Raw genomic sequence first — 15,653 nt, forward strand, 5'->3', positions numbered from 1 at the left:
TACTCCCGGGCACCGGCACGCCCACTGTCATTTCCCGGCGTGCCGCCGGTCTGAATCCTGGGTCCGGGTCTTAACCAGACGGGGGAAACCGGGCCATGGCGTAGTCTGTAATCACCATGGCTGAAATCGATTTTCCCGCAGAAATCCGCGCTCTCCGCTCCACGTTCGCCTCCATCGAGGACGTCTCCGACGTTGCGGCGATGAAGGAGGACATTGCCGAACTGAGCGAGATGGCCGGTGAACCCAACCTATGGGATGACCCGGACGCTGCGCAGAAGATCACGTCCAAGCTCTCGCACCGCCAGAGCGCGCTGGAACGGCTGCAGAAGCTCGAGGCCCGGATCGACGACCTTGAAGTCCTGGTGGAACTCGCCCAGGACGAGTCCGATGCCGACAGCAAGGAAGAGGCAGCCAAGGAATTGCAGTCACTGCGCAAGGCCCTCTCCGAGCTGGAAGTGGTCACCCTGCTCTCCGGTGAATACGACGAACGTGAAGCAGTGGTAACCATTCGCGCCGGCGCCGGCGGAGTGGACGCAGCCGATTTCGCCGACATGCTCCTGCGCATGTACCTGCGCTGGGCTGAGCGCCACGGCTACCCCACACAGGTCCTGGACACCTCCTACGCCGAAGAGGCCGGCCTCAAGTCTGCCACCTTCGAGGTCAAGGCCCCTTATGCCTTCGGCACCCTGGTGGTGGAAGCCGGAACGCACCGGCTTGTGCGCATCAGCCCGTTCGACAACCAGGGCCGTCGCCAGACCTCGTTCGCTGCAGTGGAGGTCATTCCGCTGATTGAGGCCACCGACCACATCGACATCCCGGACAACGAAATCCGCGTGGATGTGTTCCGCTCCTCCGGCCCGGGCGGCCAGTCCGTGAACACCACCGACTCGGCGGTGCGCCTGACACACATCCCCACCGGAACCGTGGTCTCCATGCAGAACGAGAAGTCGCAGCTCCAGAACCGCGCGGCCGCCATGCGGGTTCTCCAGTCCCGCCTCCTGCTGCTGAAGAAGGAGCAGGAAGACGCCGAGAAGAAGGCCTTCGCCGGGGACGTCAAGGCATCCTGGGGTGACCAGATGCGTTCCTACGTGCTGAATCCGTACCAGATGGTCAAGGATCTGCGCACAGAACACGAAGTGGGAAATACATCGGCGGTATTCGACGGGGAGATCGATGACTTCATCGATGCCGGGATCCGCTGGCGCGCCAACGGAAGCGTCTCCGCCCGGAAATAACCCGGGCACTGCGTGCCCGGACCTGGAGCTACAGCCCCAGGCTGTCCCGCAGAGGCAGGGCAAGCGTCTTGGCAAAAGAGTCGGTGATGTGATTGTCCCGGTACACCAGGACGTTCCCCAGCACCGCCTCGCAGCGGCCCTCGGGGCAGAAGTAGCCGCGGAAGTCCACCAGTTCCACGCCGTCCAGCTCCTGGGCAGCAAGTGTGAGCGGGCCCGGTTCCCCAGGCGCCGGGAACGAGCATTCCCCGGCATCGGCGCTGACGCACTCCGGAATGTTGAAGGGCGGGTAGGGCACATCGCTCAGGACCGCCACCCGCACTCCGGCATCCCGCAGGGAAGCCAGTGCGATTGAATAGCCACGCTCTGCCTGCTCTGCGCTGTCCCATTCCCAGTCCAGGGCATCCTGGTATCCATGGGGTGTCAGGGAAGCGGTCACCACCGCTGCCGGAGCCAGATCGATGATCATCTCGATGGTCTGCGCATTGATGCCCACACACGTCTTATGGATGACGGTCCCGGAGTGAAGCGGCTCGGTGCTGAAGGGACAGCCGTTGCGGGCCAAGACATACAGGCGGTAGCCCGTCTCCCGGGCCAGCAGGTCCATTGAGCCCATGTACTGCGCAGCATGGGAGTCACCCACCAGCACAATGCTTCGGGGGCTCTCCACGTCTCCGGAGACACAGTCTTCCAGGTCCATGCTGCGGGGATCCCAGGCAGTCAGGCAGGCCTCCACGCCCTTGGGCTGGTCCGCAGTTGCAACCGCCGGATCAGGGCGCACCGGCATATCCGGTACGGCAGCCGAAGAGTGCACCGCACCGGCGCCCGGATAGGCAGCCAGATCCAGTTCCTGGCTCAGTGCCCGGGTCTTCTGCTCCACAACGAGGTACGGAGCGGCAGCGGCCACAATGGGAACCACCACCAGCACCGCGCCTAGGGCGTACACCGCACGGTAGGACGGGGTTGAAGCCCTCCGGCGTCCGCCGCGCCTTGCCTGAGCCGGCTCGAACTTCCTAAACGGCTCTTCGATGAAACGGGTGGACACCACGGCCAGGGCGGCGCTGAGGGCTATGACAGCAGAGCCGTGAAGCCAGCCCGGATTCGGCCCCAGGACGTAAACCGAGAAGACAATCACGGGCCAGTGCCAGAGGTAGAGCGAATACGAAATGTCGCCCAGGTAGGTCACCGGGCGCAGCGCCTGCCACTTCGCCGCCGATCCAAAGCCCGGCTGGTGCACCGAGCTGCCTGCAAGCAGCAGCGCCATGGTTCCCGCAACCGGCAGCAGGGCGGCATAGCCGGGGAAGGCCATGGCCGTGGAGAAGGTTGCTGCAGCTCCGACCACCATCGCCAGGCCAGCCCAGCCCAGCATCACGGGCAGGCGTGTGCCGGAGCGCAGCTGCGGAGCTGCCACTGCCAGGACGCCGCCAAGGGCAAGTTCCCAGATTCGGGTGGTGGTGAAGAAATATGCGAGGTCCGGGCTGGAAGCTGAAAACAGGACTGAATGGATGAACGACGCCGCAGCGACGGCAGCGAGCACCCACAACAGCAGGTGCCGCCCGGGCAGACCGCGGCGTCGGCGTGCCGCAGCCGCACAGATCAGGATCAGCAGGGGAATGAAGAGGTAGAACTGCTCTTCCACTGCCAAAGACCAGAAATGCTGCAGCGGGGACACTGAGGCGGTTGCGCCCTCATAGCTAGTGGTGGAGAAGGCCTGGTTCCAGTTCTGGATGTTCAGTCCGGAGGCGGCGACATCGCGGGCCACGCCCTGCCAGCGGCCCTGCGGGAACAGCAGCACAGTTGCTGCCAGAGTGGCGACGAGCACCGCCGCTGCCGCGGGCAGCAGACGCTTGATCCGGCGGCTGTAGAACCTGGCAAGCTGCAGGGATCCGGTAGACATCGCCTCGCGGGCCAGGGAACCGACAATCAGGTACCCGGAAATGACGAAAAAGACATCCACTCCCACAAAACCGCCCGGAAGCGAGGAGGGCCAGATGTGGTACCAGACCACGATCCCGACGGCCAGGGCTCGCAATCCCTGGATATCCGGCCGGTGTCCAGCGGGACGGGACGAGGAAGCGGGGACGGCTGTGGGTCGCGCACTGCGGGTGGCACGGGCAGCGCGGGAGGCAGGGGCAGCCAGGGAGAGTGGGGGCACAAAGCGCAAGTATATGCGGATCTACGGGGGCCGGTGGGGGTGCGGGATTGCCGGCGTTAGGTTCGCTTCGACCGAACCATTGACTCAGTGTGATCTGCGTCATACATTTTCCCGTAACCTGAATCGCCTTTCAGGTTAGTGCTCCAACCGCCGGCGCGAGCCGGCACCAAAAGCATCCACTGCGCCACCGCACTGAAAGGCACACCACCGTGAAGGCAACAAAGAAGTTCCTCCTCGCAGCGGCAGTCACCGCCGGGCTGGCCCTCTCCGCCTGCGCCCCCTCCGCCGAGTCCGGCAACGCACCGGCGGAAGGCGGCGAGGCGCCGTCGAGCGTCGACGTCGGAATCGTCTACTCAAAAACCGGGCCGCTGGCCGCCTACGGCGAGGCCTATTACGAAGGTCTGCAGGCAGGCATCGACTACGCCACCGACGGCACGGGCAAAGTCGGGGACACTGAGCTGAACATCACTTACCACGACGACGGCGGCGACCCGGACAAGGCAGTTACCGTCGCCAAGGACCTGATTGGACAGGACTACAAGATCCTGGCCGGCACGGTGGTCTCCGGCATCGCCCTGAAACTGGCCGAACAGGCCGAGCAGAACCAGGTCCTCTACATTTCCGGACCGGCGGCGACGGACGCGATCCAGGGCATCAACAAATACACTTTCCGCTCCGGCCGGCAGTCCCTGCAGGACGTTGCCGCAGCCGGGTCTTTCGTGGGCGACCTGGCCGGAAAGAAAGTAGTGGTCTTCGCCCAGGACAACGCCTTCGGCCAGGGCAACCTCGCTGCCGTCGAAGCCGTCCTTGGTGCTGAAGGTGCGGAGGTCTCGAGCGTCCTGGTGCCCGAAGACGCTACCGAGTTCACCCCGTTCGCCCGCCAGCTGATCGACGCCGCACCGGACATGGCGTTCGTGGCCTGGGCCGGAGCCACCTCCGGCTCAATGTGGCAGGCACTGGACCAGCAGGGTGCTTTCGACGCCGCTCCAATCGTCACGGGTCTGGGCGACGCCGCCACGTTCGGCGCCTACGGGGCGGCCGGCACCAAGATTTCGTTCCTCAACCACTACTTCCCGGGTGCCGGGGACAACGAGGTGGAAAAGGCCATGATCGAGTCCGTGGAAGCATCCGGGAAGGAAGCCGACCTGTTCACCCCGGACGGTTTTGTGGCCGGTCAGATGATTGTCCAGGCCGTCCGTGAAGGCGGCAGCGACGTCGAAGCGATGGTGACCGCGCTGGAGGGCTGGAGCTTCGAAGGCCCCAAGGGCACCACAACAGTCCGCGCCTCAGATCATGCCCTGCTCCAGGACATGTACCAGGTCACCCTCAATGACCAGGGCGGAACCTGGGTTCCCACCCTCGTGGAAACGGTCGCTGCGGACGCCGTCGCTCCGCCGGAAGCCGCAAAGTAGGCTGTGGACTGCATGGATGCACCCATCGCCCTGGAACTCACCGGCGTCGGACTCAGCATTGGCGGGGCCCGCATTCTCGACGACGTGAACCTGCGCGTCCGCAGCGGCGAAATGCTCGGGGTGATCGGGCCGAACGGCGCCGGGAAGACCACTCTCTTCAACGTCATCTCCGGACTGCTGCGCCCCACCGAGGGCACCGTGGCGGTCCTGGGGAACGACGTCGGACGGTTGGCCGTCCACCGCCGCGCGGCCGCCGGGCTGGGCCGGACGTTCCAGACCTCCAGCCTGTTTCCGCAGCTGAGCGTCCTGGAGAACGTCCGTTTGGCAGCACAGGCCAAACTCGGAGGCAGCCTGTCGCTGCTGCGATTCCCCCGCAGCGGCGACGACGCCACCCAAATTGCCTCCGAACGGATCGAGGAAGTTGGGCTGGGCGCCAAGGTGTCTGCCGGTGCAGGCGGACTTTCCCACGGAGATAAACGAAAAGTTGAAATAGCCATGCTGCTCGCGGCAGATCCCGCCGTGATCCTGCTTGACGAGCCCATGGCGGGCGTCGGGTCAGGCGACGTGGCCGGGCTTTCAGAGGTGATCCGGCGGATGCACCGTGAGTCCGGCCGAACCGTCCTGATGGTGGAGCACCACATGGAAGTGGTCCTGGGCCTGGTGGACCGGGTCGCCGTGATGCACCACGGCTCCCTCCTCGCCGTCGATACGCCCGACGCCGTTATGGCAAACCCCCTGGTCCAGAGCGCCTACCTGGGAGAACCCGTCTGATGAACACTGATGCAGCACCCATTCTGCGGGTATCCGGCCTCTCCGCCTCGATTGGAGGGCAGCAGGTTGTCGAGGACGTCAGCTTCGACGTGCCGGGAACCGGCGTCACTGCACTGCTGGGCCGCAACGGCGTGGGCAAGACCAGCACCATCAAGGCAATCATCGGGTTGATTTCCCGCACCGGAGAGGTCCGGCTCGGCGGTGAGCGAATCGACGGCGCCGAGACGCACCGGATTATCTCCCGCGGTGTCGGCTACGTCCCGGAAGACCGGGAGGTCTTCTCCCGGCTCACTGTTGCGGAGAACCTCCGCCTGGCTGAGCGGGACGAACACCCCCGGCGGCAGCTCGTCGAGGACCTCTTCCCAGACCTGGTAAAGCGTTCCGCCCAGATGGCCGGAACACTTTCCGGCGGGCAGCAGCAAATGGTGTCCCTGGCACGGGCCCTGCTGAATATCAACAAGGTGCTCCTGGTGGATGAACCCACCAAGGGGCTGGCCCCGAAGATCGTCCAGGAAGTCGCAGAGGCGCTCGCCGAGGCTGCCCGGACCGTGCCGGTACTGCTCGTGGAACAGAACCTGGCCGTTGTGCGGCAGCTCGCTTCCAGCGTCACAGTGCTTTCCGGCGGCAGGGTGGCTCTCACCGGGATGGACGCCGGGGCGTTCCTTGATGACACCGGGCTCAACCACAGGCTGCTGGGCGTCCACACAGGAACACCCGCTGACGGCACGGAATCTGCCCAGGCCGCTCCACGGAAAGGAGCCTGACCAGTGAGCACCATCATCCTGCTCATCGTCACGGGCCTCGGCCTGGGAGCACTGTACTTCCTGGTTGCCTCCGGGCTGTCCCTGATCTACGGCCTGATGGGTGTGCTGAACTTCGCCCACGGTTCCTTCCTCACACTGGGTGCGTTCATTGGCTGGCAGACTGCACAGGCACTCGGAGCCGGAGGCTGGGGAGTCTTCTTTATCTCCCTCGCCGTCGGAGCCGCGACAGGAGCGCTCTTTGCCGCCCTGACCGAACGGATCCTCATTCGTCCCCTCTACCAGCGCCACATTGAGCAGGTGCTGGTCACCGTCGGCCTGTCCCTGGCCTCCGTCGCGCTGTTTGAAGGAATCTGGGGGACGGACCCGTCGTTCATCACCGGCCCAGCCTGGCTGAAGGAAACCACGGACATCCTGGGCGCACGGATTCCCAATGACCGGTTCGTGGCCATCCTGGCCGCTGCACTGGTGCTGGGCGGGCTGCTGCTGTTCCTGAAGAAAACCAGGTACGGCATGATCATCCGCGCCGGGGTCGAGAACCGGTCCATGGTCACAGCACTGGGCATTGACGTGCGGAAAGCCTTCACCCTGGTCTTTACCATCGGCGGTGCCGCTGCGGGGATGGGCGGGGTCCTGGCAAGCCACTACTTCGGCTATGTTTCGCCGCTGCTGGGCGGATCGCTGCTGATCTTTGCGTTCATCGTGACGGTTATCGGCGGCCTGGGTTCCCTGACCGGGGCAGCGGTTGCCTCGGTGGCCGTGGGGATCCTGCAGCAGTTCGCAAACTTCTACTGGGGCGTGGGGGACTTCGTTGTGGTCCTGCTCCTCGCCGCCGTCCTGCTGGCTCGACCGGCAGGGCTCATGGGAAAGGCGGTAACGGCATGAGTGCAGCCCAGACCCGGGAGGATACCCGGACACCTGCGGTACAGCGGCGGCCAAAGTCCAGACGCCACCGGCGCCCCGCCGCGTGGGCCGCCGGCGCCGCCGGCATCGCCGTCCTGGCAGTGCTGCCCCTGTTCAACCTGTCGCTGCCGGGCATCCTGCCCGGGCCCACCTACTCACCGGGCTCACTGCAGCTCATGGCCCTGTGCATGCTGATGGCTGCCGCAGCCCTGACCTATCACCTGCTGCTGGGGGTAGCGGGCATGCTGTCCTTCGGGCACGCACTGTACTTCGGCGCCGGGGTCTACGGACTGGCGATCATCCTGGACCGTACGGGCCTGCCGCTGCTGCCTGCGATGGCACTCACCCTGATGGTGGTGATCGTGCTGGCCAACCTGACCGGCGCCGTCGCGCTGCGGGTCACCGGCATCCCCTTCGCCATGGTGACCCTCGCCTTCGCCCAGGCCGGTTCAGTGATGGTGCGGCGCAACCCGGACGGAGCTACCGGCGGTGAAGAGGGGCTGAGCCTTGCGACCGAGCATGTGCCGTCCTTCCTGGTAGGCGTGGCCAACACCCGGAACCTGTACTGGCTGGCGCTCGCCGCCCTGGTAACGGTGTTCCTTGTGACGGCCTGGATCCAGCGCAGCCGGGCAGGCCACGTAGCAGCTGCCGTCCGCGAAAACGAAATGCGTGTCCGGGTGCTGGGCCTGCAGCCCTACCTGGCCAAGTTGCTCATCTTCGTGGTCGCCGGGACCCTGGCCGGAGTGGTGGGAATGACGTACCTGCTGCTGCAGTCCGGTGCCGTGCCGCGGGCAGTCTCCTCCGACTTCACCATCACGCTGCTGGTCATGGTGGTCCTGGGCGGAGTCGGTTCCAGGTGGGGCGCAGTGCTGGGCGGTGTGGTCTATACCCTGCTGGACCAGCGGCTCACCGCACTTGCCAATTCGGAGGCAATCGCAGGGCTGCCGCGGATACTGCAGATCCCTCTGTCCGAGCCGCTGTTTATCCTAGGTACCCTGTTCATCCTGGTGGTCCTGTTCCTGCCCGGCGGGCTCGCCGGTGCAGCCGCGCGGCTCCGGAACCGTGAAGCTGCACGGCGCCCGCAGCAGATCCTGGAGGAAGCCGGATGAGTTCCCTGCATACCTTGGGCCGCTGGACCGCGGACCGTGCCCTCGCCACCCCGGAACGCACGGCGATCGACGACCGCGGAGTCCGGCTCAGTTACCGGGACCTGGAGAACCGGGCGTCCGGTCTGGCCGCGGCACTGAGGAGCGCCGGTTACCGGCGTGGAGACCGTATCGCCACGGTGACCGGCAACAGTGCCGACCACGTGGTGGCGTTCTTTGCCTGCGCCAAGGCCGGGCTGGTGCTCGTGCCGCTCTCCTGGCGCCTGTCCGCCCGCGAACTCGCGGCGCAACTGTCCCTGGCCGATCCTGCGCTGCTGCTTGTGGAGGACGAGTTCTCCGCCGTGGCCATGGAAGCCGCCGCGCAACTGCCCGTGCCGCCGCCGTCGGCAGCGCTTGGCCGCACCGGTGTGGAAGCCGGTCCGCCCGCTCCGCAGCGGCTGCTTGCCCAGCCTCCGGAGACGCACGGCCCGGAGACGCACGGTCCGGAGGCGCTCGACGACGATCCGCTGCTGATGGTCTTTACCTCCGGAACCGAGGCGGACCCCAAAGCCGTTGTGCTTACGCACGCCAACTGCTTCTGGACCAACCTGTCTCTGTCCCGCACGGCAGAGATCGGCGGCCGGGACGTGGTGCTGGCCGTGCTGCCGCAGTTCCATGCCGGAGGCTGGAACATCCAGCCCTTACTGGCATGGTGGACCGGGGCCACCGTTGTGCTGGAACGGACCTTTGACGCCGGGCGCGTGCTGCAGCTGGTCGAAGACCGCGGAGTAACCACGATGATGGGGGTGCCGGCGCACTACCTGATGCTTGCCTCGCACCCGCGTTTTGAACGGACCGATCTTTCCAGCCTTGAACGGGCCGTGGTTGGCGGCGCGGCCATGCCGGCACCTTTGCTGCGGACCTGGCATTCGCGCGGGGTCGCACTGGCGCAGGGGTACGGGCTGAGCGAGGCCGGACCCAACGTGCTGTGCCTGCCCGAAGAAGAAGCCGCGGCCCGCGTCGGCATGGCGGGCAAACCGTATCCGCATGTGGATGTAGCCGTTGCGGATCCGGTTACCGGGGAACTGCTGGAAGGACCTGGAACAGGAGAACTGCTCGTGTCCGGGCCGGGTGTCTTCAGTGGATACTTCCGCAATCCTGAAGCGACCGCTGAGGCACTTAGAGGCGGCTGGCTCCATACCGGCGACCTGGTGGAACGCGACGCCGGCGGCTGCCTTCGGCTTCTGGACAGGCTCAAGGACATCTATATTTCCGGCGGCGAGAACGTTTCCCCAGCCGAGGTGGAAGCCGTACTGCTTGAGCATCCCGCCGTGGCCGAAGCCGCCGTCGCAGGGGAACCGGACCCGCGCTGGGGGGAAACTGGAGTGGCCTACGTAGTACGCAGATCCGGAACCGCAGTAGACGCACAAGCCATCCTGGAACACTGCGGTGCCCGGCTGGCCGGCTATAAGGTTCCCTCCCGCGTCTGTTTTGTGGATTCTCTGCCGCGTACCTCACTTCACAAAGTGGCACGTGCCCGGCTTCGCGGCCGCTTACACACCAGCGACCCATCACTGATCCCCGAGGGGCGGAACAACGCATGAGCACCACACCCCGGACAGCACGCGGTACCAGGACCAGGGCGCGGCTGCTCGCTGCCGCGGAACAGGTCTTTGAATCCGTGGGCTACCACGATGCTTCAATCGTGAAAATCACTGAGCAGGCCGGGATCGGGCTGGGCACGTTCTACCTGTATTTCGAGGGCAAGCAGGCGATTTTTGATGAGGTGGTCGAGGACCTGAACCGCCGCGTCCGGCAGGCCATGACTGAGGCTGCGAAAGCCGCGGACAACCGAATTGATGCCGAACGTGCCGGGTTCCGGGCTTTCTTCCGTTTTACCGCGGAACACCCCGCGCTGTACCGGATTATCCGCCAGGCCGAGTTCGTTTCCCCCGGCGCCCTGCGCATGCACTACACCCGGATCGTCAACGGCTACGTGGAAGGCCTTAAGGCAGCCCGCGACGCCGGAGAGATCCGGCCCATGGACGTGGACACCGTCGCCTGGGCCCTCATGGGCATCGGGGAGATGTTGGGCATGCGGTGGGTCCTCTGGGACGCCGACCGCTCCGGCGGGGGCACAGCCGCGGAGATCCCCGAAGCTGAATTCGAGGAAATGATGCGCTTTATCGAACGCGGAATGGCGCCCGAAGCGCCGGAAAAGGGAGGGAAAGCATGAACACGGAGGCAGTTCTTCCGGCGGACCTGGACGGCCGGCGTGCGGTGGTGACCGGGGGAGGGTCAGGAATTGGCGAGGCCTGTGCCCGGACGTTCGCTGCCCTCGGTGCGAAGGTCGTAGTGGCGGACGTCAACGGGGAAGCCGCTGAACGGGTCGCCGCTGACACCGGCGGAACCGCGTGGACGGTGGACCTGAGCGATACGCGCGCCTTGGAGGATCTGTCCCTGGAGACAGACATCCTGGTCAACAACGCGGGGATTCAGCGGATCAATCCAATTCAGGACTTCGATCCTGAAACTTTCCGCCTGATCCACCGGCTGATGGTCGAATCGCCGTTCCTGTTGATGCGTGCGGCGCTGCCGGGTATGTACGAACGGGGTTTTGGCCGGATCATCAACATCTCTTCCGTCCACGGACTGCGTGCCTCCGCTTTCAAGAGTGCCTACGTGAGTGCCAAGCACGCACTTGAGGGGCTGAGCAAGGTGGCGGCCCTGGAAGGCGGACCGCACGGCGTGACGTCCAACTGCATCAACCCCGCCTATGTGCGCACCCCGCTGGTGGAAGCACAGATCGCAGACCAGGCCCGGATCCATTCGATCCCCAGGGACGAAGTGGTGTCTTCAATCATGCTCACCGAGTCCGCTGTGAAGCGGCTGGTGGAGCCCGGGGAAGTTGCATCCCTCGCAGCCTGGCTGGCCGGGGCGGGCGCCGGAATGGTTACCGGTGCTTCCTACACCATGGACGGCGGGTGGAGCGCCAGATGACCAACTACACGAGCATCGGCATTCCGGTCCGCGGAGGCACCCTGCACACGGGTATCTGGGGGCCGGACGACCCTGCCGCGCCGACGGTACTGGCGGTCCATGGGGTCACGGCGTCGCACCGGACCTGGGGGATGGTGGCTGAAGCCCTTCCGCAGGTGCGCTTCATCGCCCCGGACCTGCGGGGCCGGGGGAGGAGCAACTCACTGCCCGGGCCTTACGGAATGCCGGTCCATGCGGACGACCTCGCTGCGGTCCTCACAGCGCTGGATGCAACGCGCGCCGTCGTCGCCGGTCACTCCATGGGCGCGTTCGCTGCGCTGGTGCTGGCCCACCGGCATCCGGAGCTGGTGGAGTCCCTGGTGCTGGTAGATGGCGGACTGCCTCTGGATGTGCCCGCGGGACTCAGCGACGAGCAGATTATCCAGGCCGTTCTGGGTCCGGCTGCCCGGAGGCTGGAGCAGGTATTTCCCTCGCTCAGGGAATACGAACAGTTTTGGGCCCCGCATCCAGCCTTCACCGGACACTGGAACGGGCTGCTGCATGACTACCTGGCCTACGATCTGCAGCCTCACGACGGCGGCGGGTTCCGTGCCTCAACCTGCACCGCTGCCCTGGTTGAAGACACTGCCGAGCTGCACCGGGGGACAGCCCTGCTGCAGTCCCTGGAAGGCCTGCGCCATCGCGTACAGCTGCTGCGTGCCCCGCGCGGGCTGCTCAATGAGGAACCAGGGCTGTACGCACCCGCGTACATTAGCGCGTGGAAGGAGAAGCTGCCTTCACTGGAAGTCTCCGACGTGCCCGCCACGAACCACTACACAATTGTCATGGACAACCCCGGGGCCGCCTCCGTCGCTGCGGTCCTTGCAGGTGAGGCAGCCGCACTGCGAATGCCGGCGGAGGAGGCCCCCGGCGGCTGAGGCGCTGCCTGCACCGGTCCGGCCATCCGGCGACACACCACTGGGTGCTCAGCCGGGCGGCTGGGTCTGCTGGCTATAGTCAGAAGGCCGGTTCCCTGCTCCCAAGCTCAAAGGCCCTTGCCGTTCCGGCTGTTACGCGAGGGCATGAAACAGCAATGATCACTTTCGACAACGTCACCAAGGTCTATGACCGGAACTCCAGGCCAGCCTTGAACTCGGTCAGCCTGGACGTGGACCGCGGTGAATTCGTCTTTCTGGTGGGCGCGTCCGGCTCGGGCAAATCCACGCTCATCCGCCTTGTACTCAAGGAAGAGCACGCCACACGCGGAACCGTGTACGTGGCGGGTTCCAACGTGGCCAAGATTCCCAGCTGGCGCGTGCCGCGGCTGCGCCGGGGCATCGGCGTCGTGTTCCAGGATTTCCGCCTGCTGCCCAACAAAACAGTCTTCGCCAACGTAGCCTTCGCCATGCAGGTGATCGGCCGCAGCCGTGCGGTGATCAGGGACTCCGTACCCGAGGTGCTGAAGACCGTCGGGCTGGAAGGCAAGGACAACCGCCTGCCCCACGAACTCTCCGGCGGAGAGCAGCAGCGCGTGGCCATTGCCCGCGCCATCGTGAACCGCCCGGGAATCCTCCTGGCAGACGAGCCCACCGGCAACCTCGATCCCACCACCTCGCTGGGCATCATGAAGGTCCTGGACCGGATTAACCAGAACGGCACCACCGTGGTGATGGCCACCCACGACCATGACATCGTCAACGCAATGCGCAAGCGTGTCATTGAACTGCGCAACGGCAAGGTTGTCCGTGACGAACGCGAGGGAATCTACCTGGCTACTGCCATGCAGCCCGTGGTTCCGGCTGCAGGCACTGAAAACCCGGCGGCTGACTCCAAGGACGCGGCGGCCGGGGATGCTTCCAGACAGGGCAGCCCGGCCGGATCGGAGGTCTCCGAATGAGGATGGCCTTCGTCCTGGGCGAGATCGGCTCAGGCATCCGCCGCAACCTGTCCATGGTGGTCTCCGTCATCCTGGTCACCTTTGTGTCCCTGACTTTCGTGGGTGCCGCCGGCCTGCTGCAAATGCAGATCAACCAGATGAAGGGCTACTGGTACGACCGTGTGCAGGTAGCCGTCTTCCTCTGCGTGGACAATGATGTCTCTCCGTCCTGTGCCTCCGGCGCGGTTACGGATGAACAGCGCAGCGCTATCGAGACGAAGCTGAACTCTGCGGAGTTCGAGCAGTACATCGACACAGTGCATTTCGAAGACCAGGCAACCGCCCTGGGCCACTTCCGCGAACAGTTCGCGAATTCCCCCATTGTGGACAGCGTGACCGCGGACCAGCTGCCGGAAACTTTCCGCGTCTCCCTCGTGGACCCGGAGAAGTACGAAGTCATTAACGAGGCCTTCTCCTCGATGCCCGGTGTGGAATCCGTGAGCGACCAGCGTGAACTGCTGGAAAAGGTCTTCTCCTTTATGAATATCGCGTCCCTGGTGGCATTGATCATCGCTGTGCTGATGCTGGTCTGCGCGATCCTCCTGATCGCCACCACCATTAGGCTCTCCGCCTTCAGCCGGCGCCGGGAAACCGGCATCATGCGCCTGGTCGGAGCGTCGAAGGCCGTCATCCAGCTGCCGTTTGTGCTCGAAGGCGTGATTGCTGCGCTCATTGGCGCGGTCCTCGCTTCCGGAACCCTCTGGGCCGTGGCACACTTCTTCATCGGGATGCTGGCCCGCCAGTATCCCGCAACTGCGTTCATTTCCGCACGTGAAGTACTTCTTTTGAGCCCCATACTGCTCATATTGGGTACATTACTGGCGGGGGTGTCATCGCTGCTGACGCTCAGACGGTATATCAAGGTTTAGAGTGTGGGCACGGGTCAAAGGAAAGCAGAACGTTTCATGGATAGTCTCGCCAATGGATAGCCGCCGCTCGCTGCCGCGGAACGCAGCGGCCGTGCCGTTTGATGCTGTGCGGAAAACCGCTGCCACGGCAGCCGCTGTGCTGCTCGCCCTGGTGCTCGCCTTTGTCTCCGTAAACCCTGCTGCAAGGGCGGACGAACTGAACGACCGCAAGAATGCCCTGGAAGCAGAGCAGCAGCGGGTCCAGGAAGAATACGAATACCTGGACGCGGACATCGCCCAGACCGTAGCCCAGCTGAATATTTACCAGAACGAAGAACTGCCCGCCGCACAGGCTGTCCTGTCCGAGGCCGAAGGCCGTGTGAGCTCGGCTTCAGCAAAGGTCGGTGCGCTCACGGACCGGGTGGCACTCGCGCAGGAAAGCCGCAACAAGATCGCCGCGCAGATCGAAGAAGACCGCAAGGCACTCGACGAAACCCAGAAGGTTATTGGGCAGATCGCCAGCCAGGCATACAAAAGCGGGGGAGTGCCTTCCAGCCTCACCCTGATGTTCGGGGCAGACGGCGCCGACTCCCTGACCGATTCGATGGGCATGGCCGGACAGGCCCTGCGCGGGCAGAACGCCGCCGTCGAACGCCTCTCCCAGCAGGCAGCTACCAACGTTAACTCCGAAGCCCGCCTGACCGCGGTGGAGGAAGAGATCTCCTCGCTTAAGGCACAGGCCGAGGAAGCGCTCAAGGCTGAGCAGACAGCCCGGGACGAAGCCGCGGCTGAGAAGGAGAAGGTCGACGGCCTCATTGCCAGTGCCGAAGCCCTCAACGGCGAACTCGAGGCCAAGAAGCCGGTCATCCAGGCAAAGCTGGCATCCATCCAGTCCGAACAGGCAGCCGTCCAGGCTGAGATTGCCGAGCGCCAGCGGATCCTTCTCGAGGAAGCACGCCGCGCCGAGGAAGCACGGATTGCCGAGGCCAACCGCAGGGCCGCGGAAGAGGCCGCCCGCAACAACCAGCCGGCACCGCCGCCCCAGACCGTGCAGCCGACCAACCCGTCGGCGTTTGGGCTGCGCTACCCGGTCAGCGCTCCGCTGACCTCAGGCTTTGGCTGGCGCGCGACGCCGGCAGGCACCATCGATTTCTCCGGCACCGGCGGCTACCTCCACTCGGGAATCGACTTCGGAGCCCAGTGCGGGACCCCCGTCTACGCTCCGGCGTCCGGTGAAGTCTGGCGTTCGGATACGGGCGGCGGAGAAATGATCGGCACCGGCAACCGGATTGTGCTGAACCACGGCGTCATCGGAACATCTGCCCTGGCCACAAACTACTACCACTTGAGCAGCAGGGTGGTTTCGGCAGGACAGTGGGTCAATGCCGGCCAGCTCATTGGCTACGTTGGCACCACCGGAAACTCGACCGGCTGCCACCTGCACTTCGAGACGATGCTCAACGGACAGCTCGTGAATCCCATGGGATTGCTCTAGGGCCTAGAATGGGTGTTTCGCGTCCGGGAATACCCGGAACGCGCGAAGCGAACTTCATCGAGCAATAAAGGAGAGT

The 15,653-nt window shown here is 65.0% G+C and carries 14 protein-coding genes; 13 read left to right on the plus strand and 1 reads right to left on the minus strand.

What is annotated here, in order from left to right:
- Positions 1–116: 116 nt before the first annotated feature.
- Positions 117–1,235: a peptide chain release factor 2 gene (gene prfB, locus FYJ28_RS10515; protein ID WP_055239572.1), complete on the plus strand. Its 1,119-nt coding sequence runs from the start codon at positions 117–119 to the stop codon at positions 1,233–1,235.
- Positions 1,236–1,263: 28 nt separating this feature from the next.
- Here the strand turns inward: prfB and FYJ28_RS10520 are convergent, their stop codons facing one another.
- Entirely contained in the window at positions 1,264–3,387 is a 2,124-nt protein-coding gene (locus FYJ28_RS10520; RefSeq protein ID WP_326831656.1) for an acyltransferase family protein, read from the minus strand.
- 209 nt (positions 3,388–3,596) lie between these two features.
- On the opposite strand from FYJ28_RS10520, the gene FYJ28_RS10525 reads away from it, so the two are divergent.
- The 12 genes from FYJ28_RS10525 (at position 3,597) to FYJ28_RS10580 (ending at position 15,577) form a co-directional block, all read left to right on the plus strand.
- Complete coding sequence (locus tag FYJ28_RS10525) at positions 3,597–4,799, plus strand: substrate-binding domain-containing protein (RefSeq protein ID WP_326831657.1); 1,203 nt, start codon at positions 3,597–3,599, stop codon at positions 4,797–4,799.
- A 12-nt stretch (positions 4,800–4,811) separates the two neighbouring features.
- Positions 4,812–5,570 carry an ABC transporter ATP-binding protein gene (locus FYJ28_RS10530; protein WP_154579254.1) on the plus strand — a complete coding sequence of 253 codons (759 nt, stop codon included), beginning with the start codon at positions 4,812–4,814 and terminating at the stop codon, positions 5,568–5,570.
- Positions 5,570–6,334 (plus strand): ABC transporter ATP-binding protein, encoded by a 765-nt coding sequence (locus tag FYJ28_RS10535; protein WP_154579255.1) that lies wholly within the window; start codon positions 5,570–5,572, stop codon positions 6,332–6,334. Before FYJ28_RS10530 ends, FYJ28_RS10535 begins: the two co-directional genes overlap by 1 nt.
- Before the next feature lie 3 nt (positions 6,335–6,337).
- On the plus strand, positions 6,338–7,216 hold the full coding sequence (locus FYJ28_RS10540; protein ID WP_326831658.1) for a branched-chain amino acid ABC transporter permease: 879 nt from the start codon (positions 6,338–6,340) through the stop codon (positions 7,214–7,216).
- Complete coding sequence (locus tag FYJ28_RS10545) at positions 7,213–8,343, plus strand: branched-chain amino acid ABC transporter permease (protein ID WP_154579256.1); 1,131 nt, start codon at positions 7,213–7,215, stop codon at positions 8,341–8,343. The genes FYJ28_RS10540 and FYJ28_RS10545 overlap by 4 nt, the downstream gene beginning before the upstream one ends.
- The gene (locus FYJ28_RS10550; protein WP_154579257.1) at positions 8,340–9,923 is read left to right on the plus strand and encodes a class I adenylate-forming enzyme family protein; all 1,584 of its coding nucleotides are present in this window, start codon (positions 8,340–8,342) and stop codon (positions 9,921–9,923) included. The genes FYJ28_RS10545 and FYJ28_RS10550 overlap by 4 nt, the downstream gene beginning before the upstream one ends.
- Positions 9,920–10,555 carry a TetR/AcrR family transcriptional regulator gene (locus tag FYJ28_RS10555; protein ID WP_154579258.1) on the plus strand — a complete coding sequence of 212 codons (636 nt, stop codon included), beginning with the start codon at positions 9,920–9,922 and terminating at the stop codon, positions 10,553–10,555. The genes FYJ28_RS10550 and FYJ28_RS10555 overlap by 4 nt, the downstream gene beginning before the upstream one ends.
- Positions 10,552–11,319 carry a 3-hydroxybutyrate dehydrogenase gene (locus FYJ28_RS10560; RefSeq protein WP_154579259.1) on the plus strand — a complete coding sequence of 256 codons (768 nt, stop codon included), beginning with the start codon at positions 10,552–10,554 and terminating at the stop codon, positions 11,317–11,319. The genes FYJ28_RS10555 and FYJ28_RS10560 overlap by 4 nt, the downstream gene beginning before the upstream one ends.
- Positions 11,316–12,236 (plus strand): alpha/beta fold hydrolase, encoded by a 921-nt coding sequence (locus tag FYJ28_RS10565; RefSeq protein WP_154579260.1) that lies wholly within the window; start codon positions 11,316–11,318, stop codon positions 12,234–12,236. The genes FYJ28_RS10560 and FYJ28_RS10565 overlap by 4 nt, the downstream gene beginning before the upstream one ends.
- A 155-nt stretch (positions 12,237–12,391) precedes the next feature.
- A complete protein-coding gene (ftsE, locus tag FYJ28_RS10570; RefSeq protein ID WP_154579261.1) occupies positions 12,392–13,195 on the plus strand; it encodes a cell division ATP-binding protein FtsE in 804 nt (267 codons plus the stop codon).
- The gene (ftsX, locus tag FYJ28_RS10575) at positions 13,192–14,103 is read left to right on the plus strand and encodes a permease-like cell division protein FtsX (protein WP_055239575.1); all 912 of its coding nucleotides are present in this window, start codon (positions 13,192–13,194) and stop codon (positions 14,101–14,103) included. The genes ftsE and ftsX overlap by 4 nt, the downstream gene beginning before the upstream one ends.
- A gap of 52 nt (positions 14,104–14,155) precedes the next feature.
- Entirely contained in the window at positions 14,156–15,577 is a 1,422-nt protein-coding gene (locus FYJ28_RS10580; protein WP_154579262.1) for a M23 family metallopeptidase, read from the plus strand.
- Positions 15,578–15,653 lie beyond the last annotated feature (76 nt).

Source organism: Arthrobacter sp. BL-252-APC-1A (genome assembly GCF_009696625.1).
Classification (GTDB): Bacteria; Actinomycetota; Actinomycetes; order Actinomycetales; family Micrococcaceae; genus Arthrobacter_B.

Coding starts and splice junctions, on each gene's coding strand:
- prfB (WP_055239572.1), top strand. CDS start 117: ATGGCTGAAATCGATTTTCCCGCAGAAATCCGCGCTCTCCGCTCCACG.
- FYJ28_RS10530 (WP_154579254.1), top strand. CDS start 4,812: ATGGATGCACCCATCGCCCTGGAACTCACCGGCGTCGGACTCAGCATT.
- FYJ28_RS10535 (WP_154579255.1), top strand. CDS start 5,570: ATGAACACTGATGCAGCACCCATTCTGCGGGTATCCGGCCTCTCCGCC.
- FYJ28_RS10545 (WP_154579256.1), top strand. CDS start 7,213: ATGAGTGCAGCCCAGACCCGGGAGGATACCCGGACACCTGCGGTACAG.
- FYJ28_RS10550 (WP_154579257.1), top strand. CDS start 8,340: ATGAGTTCCCTGCATACCTTGGGCCGCTGGACCGCGGACCGTGCCCTC.
- FYJ28_RS10555 (WP_154579258.1), top strand. CDS start 9,920: ATGAGCACCACACCCCGGACAGCACGCGGTACCAGGACCAGGGCGCGG.
- FYJ28_RS10560 (WP_154579259.1), top strand. CDS start 10,552: ATGAACACGGAGGCAGTTCTTCCGGCGGACCTGGACGGCCGGCGTGCG.
- FYJ28_RS10565 (WP_154579260.1), top strand. CDS start 11,316: ATGACCAACTACACGAGCATCGGCATTCCGGTCCGCGGAGGCACCCTG.
- ftsE (WP_154579261.1), top strand. CDS start 12,392: ATGATCACTTTCGACAACGTCACCAAGGTCTATGACCGGAACTCCAGG.
- ftsX (WP_055239575.1), top strand. CDS start 13,192: ATGAGGATGGCCTTCGTCCTGGGCGAGATCGGCTCAGGCATCCGCCGC.
- FYJ28_RS10580 (WP_154579262.1), top strand. CDS start 14,156: ATGGATAGCCGCCGCTCGCTGCCGCGGAACGCAGCGGCCGTGCCGTTT.